Source organism: Asanoa ferruginea, assembly GCF_003387075.1.
Classification (GTDB): domain Bacteria; phylum Actinomycetota; class Actinomycetes; order Mycobacteriales; family Micromonosporaceae; genus Asanoa; species Asanoa ferruginea.
On the sequence record NZ_QUMQ01000001.1, the window covers coordinates 7346424 to 7364798 of the forward strand.

Annotated in this window: 16 protein-coding genes; 4 read left to right on the plus strand and 12 right to left on the minus strand. The window is 67.6% G+C overall.

Annotation, left to right across the window (positions count from 1 at the left end; all coding sequences use genetic code 11):
- Nucleotides 1–29: 29 nt before the first annotated feature.
- The 9 genes from DFJ67_RS34435 to DFJ67_RS34470 form a co-directional block, all read right to left on the minus strand.
- Nucleotides 30–1511 carry a hypothetical protein gene (locus tag DFJ67_RS34435; protein ID WP_203783418.1) on the minus strand — a complete coding sequence of 494 codons (1482 nt, stop codon included), beginning with the start codon at nt 1509–1511 and terminating at the stop codon, nt 30–32.
- Entirely contained in the window at nt 1508–2821 is a 1314-nt protein-coding gene (locus tag DFJ67_RS34440; protein ID WP_147315712.1) for a tetratricopeptide repeat protein, read from the minus strand. Before DFJ67_RS34440 ends, DFJ67_RS34435 begins: the two co-directional genes overlap by 4 nt.
- Entirely contained in the window at nt 2818–3453 is a 636-nt protein-coding gene (locus DFJ67_RS34445) for a class F sortase (RefSeq protein WP_116072748.1), read from the minus strand. The genes DFJ67_RS34440 and DFJ67_RS34445 overlap by 4 nt, the downstream gene beginning before the upstream one ends.
- Nucleotides 3454–3520: 67 nt before the next feature.
- A complete protein-coding gene (locus tag DFJ67_RS34450; RefSeq protein WP_239097089.1) occupies nt 3521–5071 on the minus strand; it encodes a DUF4331 domain-containing protein in 1551 nt (516 codons plus the stop codon).
- Nucleotides 5072–5310: 239 nt separating this feature from the next.
- Nucleotides 5311–5823 (minus strand): hypothetical protein, encoded by a 513-nt coding sequence (locus tag DFJ67_RS34455; protein WP_147315713.1) that lies wholly within the window; start codon nt 5821–5823, stop codon nt 5311–5313.
- A gap of 171 nt (nt 5824–5994) precedes the next feature.
- The gene (locus DFJ67_RS43015) at nt 5995–6168 is read right to left on the minus strand and encodes a hypothetical protein (protein ID WP_170216107.1); all 174 of its coding nucleotides are present in this window, start codon (nt 6166–6168) and stop codon (nt 5995–5997) included.
- A 218-nt stretch (nt 6169–6386) separates the two neighbouring features.
- On the minus strand, nt 6387–7340 hold the full coding sequence (locus tag DFJ67_RS34460) for a DUF4394 domain-containing protein (RefSeq protein WP_203783421.1): 954 nt from the start codon (nt 7338–7340) through the stop codon (nt 6387–6389).
- Nucleotides 7337–7738, minus strand: coding sequence for a DoxX family protein (locus DFJ67_RS34465; protein WP_116072757.1), 402 nt, complete (start codon nt 7736–7738; stop codon nt 7337–7339). The genes DFJ67_RS34460 and DFJ67_RS34465 overlap by 4 nt, the downstream gene beginning before the upstream one ends.
- A gap of 609 nt (nt 7739–8347) precedes the next feature.
- Complete coding sequence (locus tag DFJ67_RS34470) at nt 8348–8752, minus strand: STAS domain-containing protein (RefSeq protein WP_116072759.1); 405 nt, start codon at nt 8750–8752, stop codon at nt 8348–8350.
- Between the two features lie 1938 nt (nt 8753–10690).
- On the opposite strand from DFJ67_RS34470, the gene DFJ67_RS34480 reads away from it, so the two are divergent.
- The gene (locus tag DFJ67_RS34480) at nt 10691–11119 is read left to right on the plus strand and encodes a hypothetical protein (protein WP_116072764.1); all 429 of its coding nucleotides are present in this window, start codon (nt 10691–10693) and stop codon (nt 11117–11119) included.
- Nucleotides 11103–11789 (plus strand): class F sortase, encoded by a 687-nt coding sequence (locus DFJ67_RS34485; RefSeq protein ID WP_116072766.1) that lies wholly within the window; start codon nt 11103–11105, stop codon nt 11787–11789. Before DFJ67_RS34480 ends, DFJ67_RS34485 begins: the two co-directional genes overlap by 17 nt.
- Here DFJ67_RS34485 and DFJ67_RS34490 read toward each other — a convergent pair.
- Together DFJ67_RS34490 and DFJ67_RS34495 are read right to left on the minus strand one after the other, a co-directional pair.
- On the minus strand, nt 11744–11983 hold the full coding sequence (locus DFJ67_RS34490; RefSeq protein WP_116072768.1) for a hypothetical protein: 240 nt from the start codon (nt 11981–11983) through the stop codon (nt 11744–11746). The two genes, DFJ67_RS34485 and DFJ67_RS34490, sit on opposite strands and share 46 nt — an antisense overlap.
- 166 nt (nt 11984–12149) lie before the next feature.
- Nucleotides 12150–15146: an AfsR/SARP family transcriptional regulator gene (locus DFJ67_RS34495; protein ID WP_170216108.1), complete on the minus strand. Its 2997-nt coding sequence runs from the start codon at nt 15144–15146 to the stop codon at nt 12150–12152.
- 888 nt (nt 15147–16034) lie between these two features.
- Here DFJ67_RS34495 and DFJ67_RS44475 point away from each other — a divergent pair.
- Both DFJ67_RS44475 and DFJ67_RS44480 read left to right on the plus strand, forming a co-directional pair.
- Nucleotides 16035–16538 (plus strand): aldo/keto reductase, encoded by a 504-nt coding sequence (locus DFJ67_RS44475; protein ID WP_211333980.1) that lies wholly within the window; start codon nt 16035–16037, stop codon nt 16536–16538.
- Nucleotides 16489–16842: an aldo/keto reductase gene (locus tag DFJ67_RS44480; RefSeq protein WP_203783427.1), complete on the plus strand. Its 354-nt coding sequence runs from the start codon at nt 16489–16491 to the stop codon at nt 16840–16842. The genes DFJ67_RS44475 and DFJ67_RS44480 overlap by 50 nt, the downstream gene beginning before the upstream one ends.
- A gap of 64 nt (nt 16843–16906) precedes the next feature.
- Here DFJ67_RS44480 and DFJ67_RS34510 read toward each other — a convergent pair whose 3' ends face one another.
- Nucleotides 16907–17662, minus strand: a complete 756-nt coding sequence (locus DFJ67_RS34510) for a hypothetical protein (protein ID WP_147315714.1) — start codon at nt 17660–17662, stop codon at nt 16907–16909.
- Between the last annotated feature and the right edge of the window lie 713 nt (nt 17663–18375).

Here is an 18375-nt window from a genome sequence, read left to right on the forward strand (position 1 = left end):
CTGGAGTGATCGGAAGTCGGGACGACGGGCTACATAAGGGGTTGGGCCGCCCGGATGACGAGGACTATGCCGACGAGGAGGACCAAGACCGCAGTGATGCGGGGTGTGATGGTGGCTGCCCGGCCGGAGAGGGCGTCGATGTGGTGGGCGAGCCTGCCGTGCACGTGGACGAGCAGAAGTCCGGTCGCGGTCAGGATGGCAGCCATGCCTACGCCGTAGGCCACGACGAGTAGGACACCGAACCAGGTGCGGCCGAGGGCGATGGCGCTGAGCAGCACGATCAGCGCGGACGGGCTGGGCACCAGGCCGCCAGCGATGCCGAGGCCGACGAGTCCGCGCCGCCCCATCGGCTGTCCATGGTGGTGGGTCTCGGGCCCGTGGGGATGGGCATGATGGTGATGGTGGCCGGACTGGTCGTGTCCGTGTACTCCGGCGGCGACGTGGGCCAGCGGCCGGTCCACAGCCACGGCGGCCGGCCGGTTCATCGCTGAGCGCAGCAGCGTGGCGCCGACGACGGCGATGATGAGTCCACTCAGGACGCCGAGCCAGCCCAGAACGGCCTCGCCGGCGATCGACGCGACCGCCGTGAGGAGCAGGCCGAGGAGCAGGACCCCGCCAGTGTGTGTCGCGGTGACGGTCGCACCGACGGCGAATGCGTCGCGGTACGAGCCTCGGCGACCCGCGATGTAGGCGGCCATGACGGTCTTTCCGTGTCCGGGCAGCAGTGCGTGTCCGGCGCCTAGGGTCAGGGCGAGGGCAATCGCGAGCAGGCCGGCCAGAGGTGTGAGGTGATCGGCGCCGGTGAGGTCGTTGAGCCGGTTGCTCAGGCCGCCCAGTGCGCGGGTGACCGGGCCGGCGTTGGCGATGGCCGCCGAGGCGGCAGCGCCGTGTGCTGCCCCGTCCGCGGTGGTCCGGAGAGTCACCGACCGTTGGTCCAGGGGTGAAGAAAGCAGGTCGTCCGGGTAGGAGCGCAGCGCGTCGCTGACGCTGGTCGCCGGAACCGTTGGGTTCTGGAGGCCGACGCCGGCACCTGTCGCGGTGATCTCGTGCCAGCCGATCCGGTCGGTGCGATGGGCGTCCGTCAACCGCACGGTCGCGGCGCCGTGCAGGTCGACCTGGGCGCTCAGCTGGCATTCGGTCCGGCCAGTGAGCAGGTTCGCGGCACCGGGCCGGTAAGCGAAGCTGCTCGCGTCGACCCGCCAGGCCACTGGGTGACCACCGACCTCGATCCGCACGTCGGCGGCGAGTGCGGCGCAGGTGCGCCGGGCGTAGTCCGCCAGCTCACCGTTGTCGGCGACACCGTCGCCGGAACGGTCGACCTCGCCGCGCTGTTGGAGCGTCGGGATCTCGGCCTCGTCGATGACCGCGTTGTCCTCGATGCGGTCGGGCAGCAGCCGCAGGCCGTGGAAATGGTTCACGGTGAAGTTGCCAAGCGGGTGGGCGTTGGCGGGGATCGGGGTGAGCAGAACCGTGGCCGCGATGGCGGCCAGGACGGCCAGGAGACGCTTCATGCCGGGCCGCCGAGGGAGTCGAGCAGCGCCTGTGCCGCGGGTGCCTGGATCGGGTCGAAATGTGGGTTGATCTCCATCGCGGTGGACAGGTCGGCCCGGGCCCGATCGTGGTCGCCGAGGGCGGCGAGGATCGCGCCGCGGTGGTAGTAGAGCGGCGCGTTGCGCCACCCCAGTTTGACGGCGGCGTCGGCGTGCGACAGTGCTTCTTCGTCGGCCCCGTTGCGGTGCAGCGCCCAGGCAAGCGTGTCCGCGGCTTGCACGTTCGGGCGGGCCGCGAACTCGGCCCGGGCATCGGTGAGGGCCTCCGCGGGCTTGTCGTGGTCGGCGGCGAACCGGGCGGCGGTCAGCTTGTCCACGACGCCGTTGGCCGCGAACAGGGCCTGCGCGGCGGAGAGCAGGTCGTATTGCTTGCGGGCCTGGTCCGCCTGCCCGGCGGCGGTCAGCACGTCGCCGTATTCGGCCAGCAGTTCCGGCAGCGGAAGCGCCTGGGTCACCCGGGCATAGTCGGCGAGCGCGGGCTCTGTTCGCCCGAGTGCGAACGCGGCTTTGCCCCGACCCGCGTACGCGAGTTGATAGGTGGGGTCGGCCGCGATCGCCTTGTCGTACTCGGTGAGCGCGCCGGCCGCGTCGCCGGCGTTGAACGCCAGTTCGCCCAGGTAGTAGCGGCAGAAGGCGACATCGGCGGGTGCGGCGGCGTCGTCGAGGGCCCGCTGAAGTGCATACCGTGCCCGGGGCACGTCGCCGTGCAGTTCCAGGTCATAGGAGGCACGTGCGAAGGCGGAAATGCCAGGTTCGACATCGAGCATCCGTTGTACGGCGTCGCGGGCTTGGTCGTAGGACCCGAGTTGGGTCAGCGCGTCGATGATCACGCCCTGGACGCTGCCCGCGGACGCGTTGAGTTTCTCGGCCTTGCGACCCCAGTCGAGGGCAGCCGGGAAGTCGTGGCGTGCGTTGGCCAGCGCGCCCATCCCGACCAGCGCCTGCCAGTTTGTCGCTGACTCGAGGTCCAGTGACCGGCGCAACGCGCCCTCGGCTTTCGGGTAGAACGCCGGGTTGCCGGTGACCCGGGCCTGCTGGACGTACGCCGAGCCGAGCGCGGCCCACGTCGACCAGTCCTTGGGCAGCGTCTTGAGTCGCCGCTGCGCCGAGTCGATCGAGGCCGTCAGCGTCGCGCCGCCGACGTGCGAGTCGACGGGCCCGGACGGCGGCGCGGCCGGCTCGGGGTCACCGCCGCGGACGAAGACGGTGCCAACTGCGAGCACCCCGCCGGCCAGCACCACCAAGGCCGGCACCCAGCGCCGCATCCTCATCGAGCACCTCCGTCGAGGGTGGCGTAGGCGACGAGGTTGTCGACGTAGGCGCCGGCGGCCCGGTCGAAGTCACCGGAACAGGTGATCAAACGGAGCTCGGCGCGGTCGCTGGGCGCGTACACCTCGCCGGTCGGGAATCCGGTCTTGGGGTAGTCGGCCATCCGGTAGACGGTGAACGTGCGGACGGCGCCGTCGATCCCACTCACTTCGATCTTGCTGCCCTTCTTGAGCTCGTGCAGCCGGTAGAAGACGGCCGGCCCGCTGGTCGAGTCGACATGCCCGGCGATCACGGCCGGCGGTCCGCCGGCGTCGCCGGGGCTCGGGCCACCGGCGTACCAGCCGGCGACCTGGTAGTCGGTAGGCACTTCGAGCGTCCCGTCGGCGAGCCGGCCGAGGTCGACCAGCGGCGAGCGCACCCCGATCGACGGGATCCGCAACTCCGTGGGCTGCGCGGCGGCGGCCTGTCCCCCGGTCGACGCGGTCGCGCTGGCGGCCGGCGGCGCCACCGCCTTCTCCGCGACCGGCGACGCCCCGTCGAACTCCAGGAACCGGACCGCGACCACCGCGATGACGGCCAGTCCCACGAGCGCCGCGCGACCCAGCACACGGCTAGCCGTACCCGATGGGTCCATGGGTCCTGCTCCTTGTGGTCGAGACGGTGCGGCGCGGCCTGGATGGCCGCGCCGCACCCGCCGAGCGTCAGCGAACGTGCAGCCCCGCGTTGCGGCGGCGCATCAGGACGAACCCGCCGAAGAGCAGGGCCGCCGCGCCGAAGCCGGCACCGAGCCGGGTCCAGTCGCCGCCAGCGGTGCCACCGGCGCCGCCGGGAACGCTGCCGTTCGGCATGCCGCCCGCGTCGATCTGGTTGACCGCCACGTTGCTGGGCAGCGCGACGTAGGGGAACGTGTCGCCGAACGGCACGTTGTTGACGTTGACCTTGTCGCCCGCGGCCAGCGCCGGCACCAGCTGCCCGGTCTGCGCCGCGCCCTCGAACGCCTGCAACGAGATGTCGACGACATCGTCGGTGAGCCGCCGCCCGTTCGGAAAGCCCTGGTTGTCACCGGCCAGCACACCGAGCCGGTTCGGGTTCGCGGTCACCGGCACGCTCATGTTCAGGCGCAGCTCTTCCGATGGCACGAACGACTTGGGGTCGACGTCGCCGTTGAGGATCTGCGAGTTGAGGTCGGCCTGGATCGGCGGCGTGGACCCGTCGAGCGTCGGCGCCTTCTTCGCGATGCCGGTCAGGTAGATCTCGACCAGGTCATTGCGCGGCGTGGCCGGCGCGGGAATGCCGTAGATCCCCTGGATCAACTGGGGCAGCTCGGGGTTGGTAACCCGCGCGACCAGCTTGGGGTTCTTCGCGTCGTCCGCCGGCGTGCTGGCGTTGAACGCGTCCTTCTGGTTCGCTGCCGGGACCAGCTCGTTGACCAGCGGGTTGCCCAGCCGGGACACCTGGACCTGGTGGTCACCGGCCTTGGGGTCGGTGACGCTCATGCTGTCCTTGGAAGTCGCGCTCCAGATCCCGACCACCGGGTTCTTGTCGGCGTCGCCGTTCAGCGCCAGCGCCGACTTCGGCACCTGCAGCGCGATCGTCTGCACGTTGTAGCCGGCAAGGGTGTCCTGGCCGCGCTCGGACAGGTTGCCGCCGTAGAGCAGGTCGAACACCCGCAGGTCCAGGAAGAAGGGGTCCTCGGCCTGGCCGACGTAGCTCTTGCCACCACCCGCGACATCGGTGATCGCCTGGTCCCGCAACTGCGAGTAGTTCGGCATCGAGGCCGGGCCGACGTCGGACGGCGCGACCGTGGCGTCTTCGACCAGCACCCGCGACGAACCGTCCTTCTTGATCTCCGTCAGCGTGTACTTCTGCTTGAACAACAGCGTCGGGTCATCGAGGTTGTTCACCACGCCGTTGTTGTAGAGGAACGTCGTGCCGTCGCGCTTGTCATCGTTGCGGAACACCCACCGGTACGTCAGATCCGCCACGGCATCCCCATCGCTGTCGATGTTGATGTCGTAGTTCGCCCCCGGCCGGAAGTAGTAGAAGTTCGGGCCACCATTCGGTTCCTCGAACGGCAACCAGTTCGCTATCAACGTGACCGTGTCCTGCTTGTCCGGGCTCACGAACGCATACACATCAGTGTTGTCCACCTGCGGATCGCCCGCGATCAACGGCGCCTCCCGGTGACTGGACGCCCCGGCCGTCTCCGACACCAGCCCCGCGCCGCCGGTCACCGCGGCAACCGCAAGCACCGTCGCCGATGAGAAGCACGCCATCGCTGCACGCTCCGCGCGCCGGAGCGCTGTTCGTCGCACCATGTGTGTCCAGCCCTTCCCCGTCGTGAGAAACACCCGCCCAGGCAGACACCTGGCAAACGTGAGTCAACTGCAGGTTCCCTGGGAAAGGCCTGGAACTCGCGTAACGGCATCCGGCCGGCGACAGTCCGATATGGTCAACGGGGAGCATGCTCCCCGCAGGCCAGGCCTGCGGGTCAGGCGACGACCCCTGTCGCCGAGAGCTGCCCGGAGACCGCCGGCGCGAACGCATCGATGAGCCCCCACACGGCAGGTTCCCCGAAGCTGTCGGCGCCAAGCCGAGGATCACTGCGGCGCAGGAACGCCAGATGACGGCAAGCGTGGCGTACCACCGCGGCGAGCGGCACGAATGTCGGTGAAGGCCGAAGCCAGTCGCCGGAGCTGTGCAACGGCCCCGGATCCACAACCGCGGCCGAGGCTGCCGGCAACGGGTCCGGCACCGCGGCGTACGTCAACACGACCCCGCCATCCTCAAAGCGCCAGGACGTCGAGTGAAGCAACCCGGCCGAAGCCGGTCCGAAACCGACCAGAACCCGGGCCACGTCATCAGGATGCCGCCCGCCGGCCAACCGCTCCGCGAGGACACGCGCCCGCAGAACCCCGCCCTCGGCGCTCAACGCGATGGCTTCGATCCGAACCGAGCCCAGATTAGAGCCGCCGGGGTCGCAATCGTCATGAACAACATTCATATCGCCGATAATATGCAAGAGCACATCATTGGCCGTAAAGATCCCTAATCGCCCGTGTGCTCGGCCGGATCTCCAGCCGCTGGTCGTCGGAGCGGGCCGCCGGTTCGAACCTCTGCGGCACCAGCCCTGCCCGCGGATGGCCTAAGCCTGCAAGTTCGAACGAACTCACTGTCACGCTGGCTCGCGTAACCCGGCGGTGCCGTCGCCATCGTCTGGGATCGGCTCGATGGGCGCTGCGGGCAGGTCACGAGCGGAGTCGGCTAGGAGCTCCGCCGCGTCGTCGGGTGCGGGTTCGCCGGGGTCGATCGGTGGGTACCGGTCGGGGTCAAGGTTCGGCAGCGTCATCAACCGAGTATCGGTCAGCCCTTGCTCTCGTTCAGGATTCACGCGCCGCTGCAGGCCAACCCTTTGCAAGAGGAGTACCGGACCTTCCTGCTGATCCACGGCAACGAGGTGGGTCTTCGTGGGCCGGACACCTCGCGAAGCGGGTCAACCATTGCGTTGTGCGAAGGATCCGCGCGCCGACGGTTTGGCGCGCGGACCCCTCAGCTGCTCTGGGGCTGTTACTGGTTGAGGGGCAGAGCGAGGTCGGTGACGGCCCAGCCGTTGGGGAAGGATCCGTTGCGCCAGGCTGCTCCGTTGGTCAACGAGATGGCGTAGAGCGAGCTTCGACCTGAGGTGGTCAAGGTTGCGAAGCCCCGCAGGTCGACGCCATTGCCGCCGCGCAGGGTCGAGTAGATGTCGAATCCCGCGTGTATGCCGGCGTCGACGCCGAGCTTGCCGACGAAGACGAGTTGACCCGAGTTCGCGGGAGACTGCAGTGACACCTGGTCGAGGTTGGTATCGATGTCGTACAGGACGGTGCCGGTGTCGGCGTTGAGGTCGTTGTTGGTGTAGGCGGCGCCAACCAAGCCGACGGCCGCGCCGGCGGCAGGCGGGTAGGTCAGAGTGGTGTCGTTGGTGGTCGTTCCGCCGACGACATCGTGGCGCAGGTTCTGACCGGTGTCACTGATCACGCGGAGCCGGTCGGCGGCCGGGTTGAAGTCGACGCCGAAGGACGTGCCGGACAACCCGACGGTCAATTGGCTGACCTTCGACGCCGAGGCGTTGCCGACGGACAGGATGTAGACGCCTCCCGCGTTGCCGACACCGTACAGACGGCTGTTCTGCACCCGGTAATCGATGCCGATCAAGCGGTTGTCGCCCTGCAGGCCCGATACCCGACCGATCGACGCGGCCCGTTCGGGACGGGTGACGTCAAAGCGCACCAACCACTGGTCCGCGGTCAGACCGATGGCGGTCAACCCACCCCGGCCGCGATACGCGCCGGCCTGCGCCGGCGGAGCGGCCAGAGTCACGGTGCTCAGAGCGATAGCAGCCGCGGCGGCGGCGATGCCGAAGACCAGTCTGCGGGTCATGAATACCTCTATCGCGTTTGGAGGGCCGTCTGGCCGCCTCCCAGGCATCATGCTTGCCGCCCCGCGACGGCCCCACCCGTGATCGAGGGGTCTACTCACGAACCGTCGGTGCGAGTACTCGGAGCCCTGCCCGCAGCGCGCGCTACTCGCACTGACCACCACACCAGCGGCACCTGAAGCGGCAGCCTGCCGTAGGCGATCGCCCGCGCGAGCGGCCTGCGTCGCCGCCAGTCGATCGCCATCTTGACGTTGGCCGGGAACACGGCGACAAATAGCGCCGCAGCAGCCAGCCCGCCTACCGCGCGGGTCGGACGGCAGGCGACTGCCCCCGCGACCGCCAGCTCCGCGGCGCCGCTCGCATAGGTCCACGCCCGCGCTGGCCCAGGAAGGCGGCGCGGGACGATGCCGTCGTACGGCCGCGGCGCGGCAAAGTGGGTCAGACCCGCCACGACGAGCAACAGGGCCAGCGCGAGCGCGTCGCGGTCATCAGGTGCCATGCCCGAGTATCACCCGGCGGACACGTCGACCAGAACTCGCGAGCCGGGTGACGGCGCCTGCGCTGCGCGACCCGAACGGCTGCCCGGTGCAGAGCGGGGGCGGGCGGCTGTGTGGGGGTGGCATCTGTCTCCAGAACACGGACACCCGCAGGTTGTGGACGCGCAGCTATGGTTCGAGCTGCGCGACGATGGCTCTACCTGGACTATGGACACCCGCTGGGCGCAAGCGCGCAGCCGTGGTTCGAGCTCGGCGAGGGCCGGCTCTACCCCGGCTGCGGACACCCACGGGGCATAAACGCGCAGCCATGGTTTCAGCTCCGTGAGGGTCGGCTTTACCCGGACCCCGGACCCCGGACTCCGGACGCCCGCAAAGTGCGAGCGCACAGCCCTGGTTCTAGCTTGGACACCTTGACTGACCCGCCGAAAGCCCGGGGCGTGGCGATGCCGACGGCCCCGGACCCTCCGCCGGACGGGCCGGCCCCGAGTGCCCGCACCATCCATGCGGCGGTTGTATAAGCGCTCGGCCGCCGCATCCCGCCTCAGGCCGCGCCTAGAGGTTTACGAGCCCATTGGCGCTGACAGCAGATCTCGCGAGCAAGCACGCGACGATCACTGATCCGTCAGGAGAAGAAAGATGCCAGCGATCTCTAGGACCCGTCGTACCGGGGGCTGGCAGTTCACCACGGTCGCTGTGCTGCCTTGGTCCGTGGCAAAGATGTGGGCACGGACCAGCACGAAAATGCCCGCCGTGTCAAGAAAGGTGACACCAGCAACATCGATCGTCAACGCCGTCGGTGGTCCACCGAGAACGCCGGAGACAGCCGCCCCGAGCTGTTCGGCCGAATTGGTGTCGACCTCACCGATCGCTACCACCCGAGCTGTGCTCGGCCCGCGATGCACTGCTATCGACAGGTGCGATGACGCACCAAGATCACCACTGATGCTGATCCTCCCATTTCCACCTGCAGCGTATGCCACCGACGAGACTTGCCCGTTGATCACGCGGATAGGCATCTCGACAAGCGAGGTGCCTCATGGCCTCGCCACAACGAGTTGGGGACCAGTGCACGAGTGGTCGCAGCACTGACGCGATCGGTGGGGCAGCGGCTACGGCTATGGCCCAAGGGCCCATCCCGAGACGGCAGGCGAAGGCGGCTAGGAGGCCCACCAAGGGCGCGGCGCAAGCCACCGAGGGGTTCACCGGACCGAACAGGACTGGAACGAGACAGCACCGCTCCGATACGGCGACTCGATGTCGTCCCATCCCCTCGAAGCGGTCCCCGCGCACTTGCTCGAAAAGGCCGGCGACCCGCAGGCCGGCGAGGCCTATCCTCAGGACGCCGGAGCGAGACGGCCCGATACACCGATCCGATCAGCCGACCCATCCCGTCCACTCGCGCCTCCACGCAACGACGCGGGTGCGGTCCGCTCCGCTTCCCGACACGGTGGAATCCGACGCACACCGGAAAGGCTCTTGGTGCGACAGAGTCCGGTCGATGCGTTGCGTGTCGCGTAGGCACGCGTTTGATGGCCCGAGATAATGCCCGTATGGGTCATTTGTACCCGGATCACGGCCACCCGCAGGGAACGGATCCGCAGCCGTGGTTCGAGCTTCGCGGCGATGGGCTCTACCTAGATTACGGACATCCGCTGGGCACGAGCACGAAGCCGTGGTTCCAGCTCCGCGACGGTCGGCTCTACCCAGACTTCGGACATCCGCAGGGCATCGGCACACGGCCATGGTTCCAGCTCCGCGACGACCGGCTTTACCCCGATTACGGACATCCGCACGGCCCCAGCGCACAACCCTGGTTCTACGTTGGGTAGAACAACGGACGCAGCCGGAATGCAGTCCATCTCCGGAGAACAACGATCGCAGAGCTATCCGGTCGAGACGTGGTGCAGCATGCCGCCAGTGATGGGAGCGTCTTCAGCTACGGCGATGCGCGGTTCGTCGGGACGATGGGCGGCCAGGCCCGGAACAAGCCGATGGACGCGGTGGGGGAACACTGTGGTCCACAAATTCTCCAACGCGACATCGCCGAGGTCGTCCTCGTCGGAGATGGCAACCGCCCAACGCCCGCCACTCCGGAGTGCTGGAATTAAGGGCCTCTCCTGACGCCGCGCTCCATGATCGGCTTTGCCGCACTCTCGTCAATCAGTAGATGACAAGCCAGCCAGTGTTGCCGGGCGGTGGCTGTAGGCGCCTGACAACACTGGCTGGCCCTCGCGGCGGAGCCAGCGTTAGGTGACCACGGCCAGCGTCGACTCATCAGTGGCAGACAGATGCGCCGCTCGAACCTGCCGCCGTCAACCTACGAACCCATTTTAGAGCCGACGATCGGCGCAAGGCGAAGAATGCCACTTTGTTCGGGGACAGGCCGGTTGCCAGGGTGGCCACAGTGCTTGGCTTTCGACAGGCTCCCGGAAGGTCGGCGCTTCCTCGCGCGACGAGGGCGGCGAGAGTCTCGGCGGCCGGCGATTCGCGAGTCTGCCTCATGAGCTGATCAATGCGGGCGGGGTTCAGGTCCTCGTTGGCGCTCCGCGACGATGACTGTCTGCCGGAGACGGAATGCGTTCCAGTGCCTCAGGTGGGCTACTCAAGGTAGGCCCAGGGGCCTTGCGATGGTGCCCGTGCAGGGGGCGTCCGCAGTCCGGGTAGAGCCGACCGTCGACCCAGGCTCGGCGAGCTGACCCTAGGGCGGGCAGGCGAAACGGGAATCCAAATCCGCGAAACTGTGCCTCCGCTGATCAAACTTCTGTCATCCATTGCGAGCCCTGCCTGAATGCCCCTCCACGACATATGCCGTTCTCCATGCGACAACCCAGATGCGGACATCGGATATGTTTTAGAACATTACCGAAACACACCCCAAACGGTCCGGGAAGGCTAATGTCGGTCGTGGCTCGGCTGCCCGTCGAGCACCACGGGGGTTGGAAGGGACACCACTCATGTCGAAGAGATTCGTCGGCAAAGTTCTCGCCTGCGTCGCGCTGGGCGGAGCGACGCTGCTCATCGCGCCGGGCATTGCCCTGGCCAGTGACGGCCCCGGCGGCGGGGAGTGGGCGGGCCAGGGCGACAAGGCCTACTCGCACTGCAGCGAATGGCAGGCAGACGAGAAGGACGGCAAGGAGCACGGCGAGAAGGGGGAGGCCGCCAAGGGCGAGGCCCCCAAGGGCGAGGTGGACAAGAAGGACTGGGACAAGAAGGACGGCGACAAGAAGGAGTGCGAGGCGCCCAAGGGCTGGGTCGACGGTGGTGAGGCGGGCCTGAGCATCGACTCCAAGCTTGCTACCACGGGCGGCGCCCTGGTCGGCGCGGCCGCCCTCGGCGGACTCGTTCTCGTGCGCCGCCGCCGGACCGATGGCTCTGTGGCCTAAGGCCTCGACGGCACGACCCGGCGGCGGCCACGGTCGCACACCGTGGCGCGCCGCCGGCGTCGCCCTAGTCGCCCTCAGCGCGCTCTCCGGAGTAGGAGTTGTTGGCGCCTCGTTCCACGAAACACCTCAACCGCCGCAACCCGCCGTCGAGGCCGCAGCGGGCTTCGTACCCACTCAGGCACCCAGCGCCAATCCCTTCGAGCACGCCCACCTGGCCCGGTCCGAACCCGCGTCCATATCCATCAAGCGGATCAACCTCAGGGCCAAGATCATCAACCTAGGCATCAAGTCCGACGGCACACTCGAGGTGCCGCCGCTAAACAAGGCCGAACTCGCGGGCTGGTACTCCCGCGGCCCCTCCCCTGGCGAGATCGGCAACGCCGTCGTCGTCGGCCATGTGACTACAGCCAAGGCGACCGCCGTCTTCTTCAAGCTCGGCTTGTTGCGACCGAAGGACGCCATCACCATCACCCGCAAGGACGGCAGCACCGCCAAGTTCACCGTCGACGGCGTGAGGTCCTACGCAAAGAAGGCGTTCCCGACCGACCTCGTGTACGGGCCCAGCGCCAAGCCCAGCCTCCGACTCGTCACCTGCGGCGGCGATTTCAACTCCAGGATCCACAGCTACGAGGACAACGTAATCGTGTTCGCGACGGCTGCCGTCCCGTGACCAGGCCCGGTTTGCGGGGCCGCCTCGCCCACAGCCAGGCGTTGTTGACGACGCCCGCGGCTTTGGCGCGGCAGCCCGACAGGCAGCCGGTCTTCGACCGTGTCCCGGATCCGCTCGGTGACCTCGCCGAGCGAATCGGGCCAGCGGACGCTGATCGCCATGTCGACGTTGACCACCGACGCGTCGATCTGCACGTTGACCTTGGGTGGAGCGGCGAGGTCGGACGCGCGGATGCCCAGGTGGCCGGCTCTGGATCTCTCCAGCCTCACCCAACTAGCTCTATTTCTCCCTGACCCTCTTGCTGGGCCGTGTGGTGCGCCTCGGCGCGCGCACCACACGGGCGAGCCATTGTGGAGCCGCTCAGACCCCAACCTGTTTGAAGATCCGCAGCGCCTGCTCTCGATGGTCAGCGGCAGCGCCTGGATCGGTGTTGGCGACGAGGTCGGCGAGTCCCGCCAACGCCCGGGCCTCTTCCACCGGGATGCGCATCTCGAGTGCCATGGCCAGCGCCTGGCGGTGCTGGGAGAGGGCGGCCTCGACGTCGCCTGCCATCCGCAGGGTGACGCCATGGCTATTACGGATGAGGCACTCGTGGATACGTTCGCCGCCATGCTGCGCGGCGGCAAGGGCATCGAGGTGACGATCCAACGCAGGGTCGTGCCGGCCCCGCATCCGGTCGAGCACAGCGAGATTGTTGAGCACAACTGACTCGCCAACGGCGGCACCGACGCTTCGCTTCATGTCGATCGAACGGTTCAGATGATGCTCGGCGTCCGTGAGGCGACCCATCGCCAGGAACGTGGCGCCCAGGTGGGCGTGGGCCACCGTTGTCGTATAGGGCTGGCCGAGCCGCCGAAGGATGTCCAAGCCCTTTTGGTTCCAGTCGAGTGCCTCGTCCAAGCGGCCCAGTGTCGTGCAAATCTCGCCCAGCATCGTGTATCCGAATCCGACACCGACCTCATCGCCGACTTCGGCCCGCAGCTGGTTGCTGCGGTGCAGTAGATCCATCGCCTCCGGGTACCGGCCGAGCCAATGGACGACGCCGGCGAGCAGGTATTGCGTGTTCGCCTCTCTGGGTCTGTTCCCGTTCTCGATGTTGTAGGCAAGAACCGCCCGGAGGTGGTCCTCGGCCTCGACGAGCCGACCGACCTGGTTGTAGCCGGACGCTAGATAGTTGCGGGTCACCGCCGCACCGCGACGGTTCCGGGAACGCTGAGCACAGCGCAGCGCGATAACGTGCGTCCTGATCAGATCGTCGATATGGCCGACTTCGAAGACGTAGCGCCACAGTGCCCGGGTGAGCTTCCACGCATGTTCGTCGAGGGCGAACTCCTGTGCCGCGGAGATGCTCGCGACGAGGTTGGCCCTCTCCTCGTTGAACCATTGTCGCGCGCCCGCGGCGTCGAGAGGCCCCACCATGTGTCGCGGCGCTGGGCCGAGGTCGTAGTCGAACGACACCACTTCCAGGGGCGTGCTGGCGGCGACGGCAGTGTGCAGGTAGCAGTCGAGCAGCCGCTCGATTGCGCCGCGGGATTCATCGGGCGTCTCCCGCGTCCGCAACAGTCCTTGGGCGTACGCCCGCATCAGGTCATGCAGCTGGTATCGCCCGGCCGTAGGCTCGTGGAGCAGGTGGGAGTCAACCAGTTCGTCGAGAAGGCTGGCGGCCTGGTCGAGATCAAGGTCGGCAAGGGCTGCGGCGGCGTGGACGTCGAGTTGGGTGCCAGGGTGCAGGGCGAGGAGCCGGAACATCCTCTGCTCGGAATCGCCGACCTGATCGTAAGACAGCGCGAACGCGGCAGGCAGGCTGCGCCCCTCGGCGGTGAGCGCGACAGGCGCGGGACGCGCCGAGCGCAGCCTCGCCACGAGATCACCGACTGTCCATGCCGGACGGTGCGCAAGTCGTGCTGCCGCCAAGCGGATAGCCAAGGCCAGCTGGCCGCAGAGGCGCGTGACCTCAGCCGCACCTTCAGGGTCAGCGGCGATGCGATCCCCGACGATCCGCCGCTGGAGGTCGAAGGACTCCTCCGTGGTGAGCACATCCAGCGACAGCGGCTGCGCGCCATCCAGTCCGACCAAGCGTCTCCGACTGGTGATCAGGGTCAGGCAGCCGTCGACGCCCGGGAGCACGGGATCGACCTGTTCGCTAGTCGCGACGTTGTCGAGCAGCAGCAAGACCCTGCGGCCGGCTAGCTCGCGGCGCCACCGCGCGACCCGGGCGGGCAACCCCTCCGGAAGGTGCTCCCCTTGCACCCCGATCTGACGGAGCAACACATCCAGCGCCGTCGCCGGCTCCAGCGGCGCTTGGTCGCTGTGTCCGCGCAGGTCAAGGTAAAGGTGGGCGTCGGGGTAACGGTCGCCGATTAGGTGGCCGGCGTGCACGGCCAGGGCAGTCTTGCCTACGCCCGCCATCCCGTCGATCGCAAGAACCACCGACGGCGCGGAGCCTACTAACGCAGGGCCTGGAATCGCACTGATCAGGTGACCCAATGGCTCATCCCGACCAACAAAGTCAACCAGATCGCGGGGCAGTTGACGCGCACCAACGCGGACGGCGGCCGGCTTGGCGAGCCGCCGCGATAGTACGGCCGGAGTCGTTGTCGGCGGATTGGCTAACAAGGGGTCGTTCTGGAGCACCCGCAGATGCAGATTCGCCAGCTCCGGCCCGGGATCGACACCGAACTCGGACCGCAGCCGCTCCCGGCTGACGTGGTAACAGGTCAACGCGTCGATCTGCCGCCCCGCCCGGTAGAGCGCCGTCATCAGCAGACAGACGAACCTCTCCCGCGTCGGGTGGCGCTCCACCAGATCGACGAGGTCGACGGCCGCGAGTTCGTACTGACCTTCGGCGAGCCAGGCCTCGGCCAACGACTCGATCGCAGTCAGCCTCAACTCCTCAATGCCGGCCCCGACGCGGCGACGCAAGTGGTCATCGGCCACGTCAGACATCAACGGACCCCGCCACAATCTCAGCGCATCGGCCAGCGCCTCGGCTCGTGACGCGGCCTCAGTCAGTTGCCGGGCGCGGTCGATCATTGCCACGAAACGATGCAGATCGACGTGCCTCGGGTCCACGTCGACCAGGTAGCCGCCCCCGTTGGCCAACAGCCCAACGCCACTGGGCCGCAGGATCGACCGAAGCCGGCTGATGTGGGTATACATCACCGTGCGCGCCGAACGTGGTGGGTCGCCGTCCCAAACAAGATCTAAGAGGCGCTCGGTCGCGATCGGACGCTGCGCCTCCAGCAACAACAACCCTAGGAGCCGGCGTTCGTGACGCCGACCCAGCTTGACCGGTTGGTCACCAAACCGCGCCTCGACCGAACCCAGCACGAGGAAATCCAACACAACGTCCTCCATCCGCGGACGGGCGGGCTGTCTCCACGTGAAGCCGGCGTCAGGACATCGGCACCGGCGAGCGCACAGCGTACCCACGCAACAGCAGATCGGTTGGTCCCGTCGCTCTGGAAGCGCAGTCCCAGAACTGATAGCCATCGATCGCGGCGAGCGTCGGTATTAGGTGTTAAGAAAACGTCAAGTAGGTCACCCTATGGTTCACGCAGGTTCCCTGTTCGACCTCCAACCCTCGATTGGGGGTGACGGTGCCGGCGCAAAACGATCCTGCCGACTGGAACAGGGTCGAGCTTCAGTAGAGGAGGGCAATTGACAATCAGGAAGCGAATCGCGGCGCTGACAATGACAGCCGTGGTCGCACTCGGTTCAGTCTTTGTGGTCGCAAGTCCTGCGAGCGCAGCACCGCCGACCTGCACCTCGAGCCCGGTGAACGACAACGCCTACTTCTTCAGCTGCTACAACAGCACGGTAGGCGGCGTGTGGCTTCAGATCACATGCGCCAACTTCGTCACCAACCGCAATCGGACCGTCCGCTACGAACACAGGCCAATCGGGTGGCCTTGGTCGCTCGGCAAGACACTGTATTGCTCCAACCTCGAATACGCTGACAGCCCCCACTGGGGCGCGCTCTAACTCCCGCCGAGGCGGATAGCCTCTGCTCCGATCCGTGGACGGAGGCTACCTGTCCATAGTGATAACCATTAGGACCGAACATCCGCCCGCCGCCGGCCCGAGACGATCTGCCGCACGGGTCGGCCGCGCCGCCGACGAGGAACGTTCGATCTCGAAACTCGGACGGGCGGGCCGGCGGGCCTTCTGTCCGTCGCACCGCTGACCGATGAAGAACCGAAACGGCCCCTCCCGCTAGGGAGGGGCTCGCGGTGTTCACGAGAGATGGGGATGCGCTTCTTCCCAGCTGTCCAGGACCTCCGCGACGAGGTGGTCCTGGCCACCAAATTCGGCTTCGACCTAGCCGTCCAGCCGCTCGGTGACGGCTTCGACAGCTGCCCCCAGAATTTCCGCAAGGTCGCCGAGAACAGCCGGCGCTACCTGCGGACCGACCACATCGACCTCTTCTACCAGTACATCTCCGACCCCAAACGTTCCTGTCGAGGACGTCGGGGCGCAGTCGGTGAACTGATCACCGAGGGCAAGGTCAGGTACTTCGGCCTGAGCAACGTCTGCCCGCAGTACATCCGCCGCGCCCACGACGTCACCTCTGCCTCCGCTCTCCAGTGCGGGTACTGCCTCTTCGAGCGCGACGTGGAGGAGAAGGTCCTCCCCGTCCTGCGGGAGCTCGGTATAGGCCTGGTGCGCTACTCCCCTCTCGGCCGAGGCTTCCTGACCGGTGTGGTCAAGCCCGCCAGCGAATACCCCGCGGACGACCTGCGCAGCTGAGACGAGCGCTGGCAGAGCGAGAACTACACCTAGAACCTCCGCGCCACCGAGCAGCTCAAAGAGCGCGGCGCGGGCGAAGGGCATCACCACCGCTCAACTCGCCCTGGCCTGGCTCCTCGCGCAGGAGCAGGACCTCGTGCCCGTCCCCGGCACCCGCGGCGCCAAGCGTCTCGGGGAGAACGGCGACGCGGTCGGCGTCCAGCTCACCTACGCCGACCTGGCCCGCATCACCGAGACCCTTCCCCACGGCTCGGCCTGCGGCCGCTACCCGGTCGAGATGCTGTTCGAATTCATCACCGACTGATCCCGCATCGCAGCGCGCGGACCTCGTCGACGGTTTGTGGATGACATCGCCAAGATCCGCTCGATCAGTATCCGAATCCGGCGTTTCCTCCGCCGGTCACGCCGTTGATGCTTGGCTTTCCGACGGTGAAGACCAGGAGGTCGATGTGGTCGCTGAGACCGTGGATCGTTCCGGCCCGAACGTGCCGTGCGGCCTCAACTTCTACCGGGGTCGCGTAGTAGAGAAACTCGTCGCGATCCCAAGCGCCGATGATCGCGACGATGTGCAGCGCACAGGTCATCCCCGCCGCACGGACGGCAGGCAGGATCTCGTCCAGGTGATCAGCGAATGTCGGTCCCGGCCGACCTGGTAGGGCGGCGCGGACGGCGGCAACGGCGCAGGTGTTGGCGTTCAGGATGAGCTGGCATGCGCCAATGCGGTCGGCGATGCTAGCCGGTGTTGCGACTGCGGACGGTGTCGACCAGCCCAGGAAGACAAGGCTGGCGTCTACGGCGATCTCGGCTGCTGCGCTGGGATCGTTGATGGACAAGTACATCCGCGACTCGCTGCCGCTGACTTCCTCAAGGTTCGGGTCGCTGTCGAAGTCGACGATCACGTCGCCGCGGCGGGTGTACACGTGGACGAGGCGCTGCGCCAAGCGTGACGCGAGCCCACTGCGGGGCGGGGCGGAGCAGGCGTGGTCGCGGTCGTCTAGCCGCCAGACGGCGATCGCTGGGGCGTCGCCGAGGAGAACAGCTTCGTCGTCGTGCTGTCGCGCGTCTTGCATGGATGGATCGGTGCACGCTGCGCCGTTCGGCGTGGGATCGGGAAGAGTAGTCATCTGCGGGTGGCTCCCGCACTGACCGGCCGTGCTCGCATGAACAAAGGGCTGCGCCGTTACGGCCGGGAGCAACGCCGCCGGTGGAAGGTCACGCAACGGCGCCCAACGGCGTCTCGGTTCAACCCAACAGTCGGAAGTGTTGGCCGGAAGCTGAAGACACCTTGTTGGCTAGCCAGGCGCGCGCGTCTTGTGGCACCAGTGGCCTTTGGACCATTCGACTGGCAACCAGGTTCGCCGATCCCGGCCTTTCAGAAGTTGATGACGGCGGCGTGAGGTACTCACCCGTTGAGTTGGCCAGCGACTTCAGCGCCCGCCCGCGTTCGGTCGGCGGCCTTGACGCCCGACGACGGCGCGGCCATACGAGCCTATGGCCAACAGCGGCCAACAGCGCCGCGAACTGCGTTGTTGGGTTGCCTGGCGTGTTCCTCATGGCCGCAGCGTCTGCGTTGACGGTAGGCCGGCATCCCACCTGAGCAGGCACAACAGACTGCCCCTGCGATCTGCGTCATCGTGGGCTGTCCGGTTGGCGTGGGCCGATAGAGGTCTCGAACCGCCGTCGCGGCGGTGCCTGAGCGCCTCGCGAGGATGCCATGTCAGCTCGATCCTGGCCGTCGTCACCTCTGGCCGCGGCCTACCGTGCTTTTACCCTGCTGGTCCAGCCACCGACTCCTATCGGATTCGACGGCCGCGGATTCGAGGGCCTACCCGACGAA

Excerpts from the sequence above, each read along its gene's own strand:
- DFJ67_RS34510 (WP_147315714.1), bottom strand. The coding sequence starts at position 17,662 with ATGACTACTCTTCCCGATCCCACGCCGAACGGCGCAGCGTGCACCGAT.
- DFJ67_RS34465 (WP_116072757.1), bottom strand. The coding sequence starts at position 7,738 with ATGGCACCTGATGACCGCGACGCGCTCGCGCTGGCCCTGTTGCTCGTC.
- DFJ67_RS44475 (WP_211333980.1), top strand. The coding sequence starts at position 16,035 with ATGGGGATGCGCTTCTTCCCAGCTGTCCAGGACCTCCGCGACGAGGTG.
- DFJ67_RS34455 (WP_147315713.1), bottom strand. The coding sequence starts at position 5,823 with ATGAATGTTGTTCATGACGATTGCGACCCCGGCGGCTCTAATCTGGGC.
- DFJ67_RS34435 (WP_203783418.1), bottom strand. The coding sequence starts at position 1,511 with ATGAAGCGTCTCCTGGCCGTCCTGGCCGCCATCGCGGCCACGGTTCTG.
- DFJ67_RS34495 (WP_170216108.1), bottom strand. The coding sequence starts at position 15,146 with ATGGAGGACGTTGTGTTGGATTTCCTCGTGCTGGGTTCGGTCGAGGCG.
- DFJ67_RS34445 (WP_116072748.1), bottom strand. The coding sequence starts at position 3,453 with ATGGACCCATCGGGTACGGCTAGCCGTGTGCTGGGTCGCGCGGCGCTC.
- DFJ67_RS43015 (WP_170216107.1), bottom strand. The coding sequence starts at position 6,168 with ATGACGCTGCCGAACCTTGACCCCGACCGGTACCCACCGATCGACCCC.
- DFJ67_RS34470 (WP_116072759.1), bottom strand. The coding sequence starts at position 8,752 with ATGCCTATCCGCGTGATCAACGGGCAAGTCTCGTCGGTGGCATACGCT.
- DFJ67_RS34480 (WP_116072764.1), top strand. The coding sequence starts at position 10,691 with ATGTCGAAGAGATTCGTCGGCAAAGTTCTCGCCTGCGTCGCGCTGGGC.
- DFJ67_RS34440 (WP_147315712.1), bottom strand. The coding sequence starts at position 2,821 with ATGAGGATGCGGCGCTGGGTGCCGGCCTTGGTGGTGCTGGCCGGCGGG.
- DFJ67_RS34485 (WP_116072766.1), top strand. The coding sequence starts at position 11,103 with ATGGCTCTGTGGCCTAAGGCCTCGACGGCACGACCCGGCGGCGGCCAC.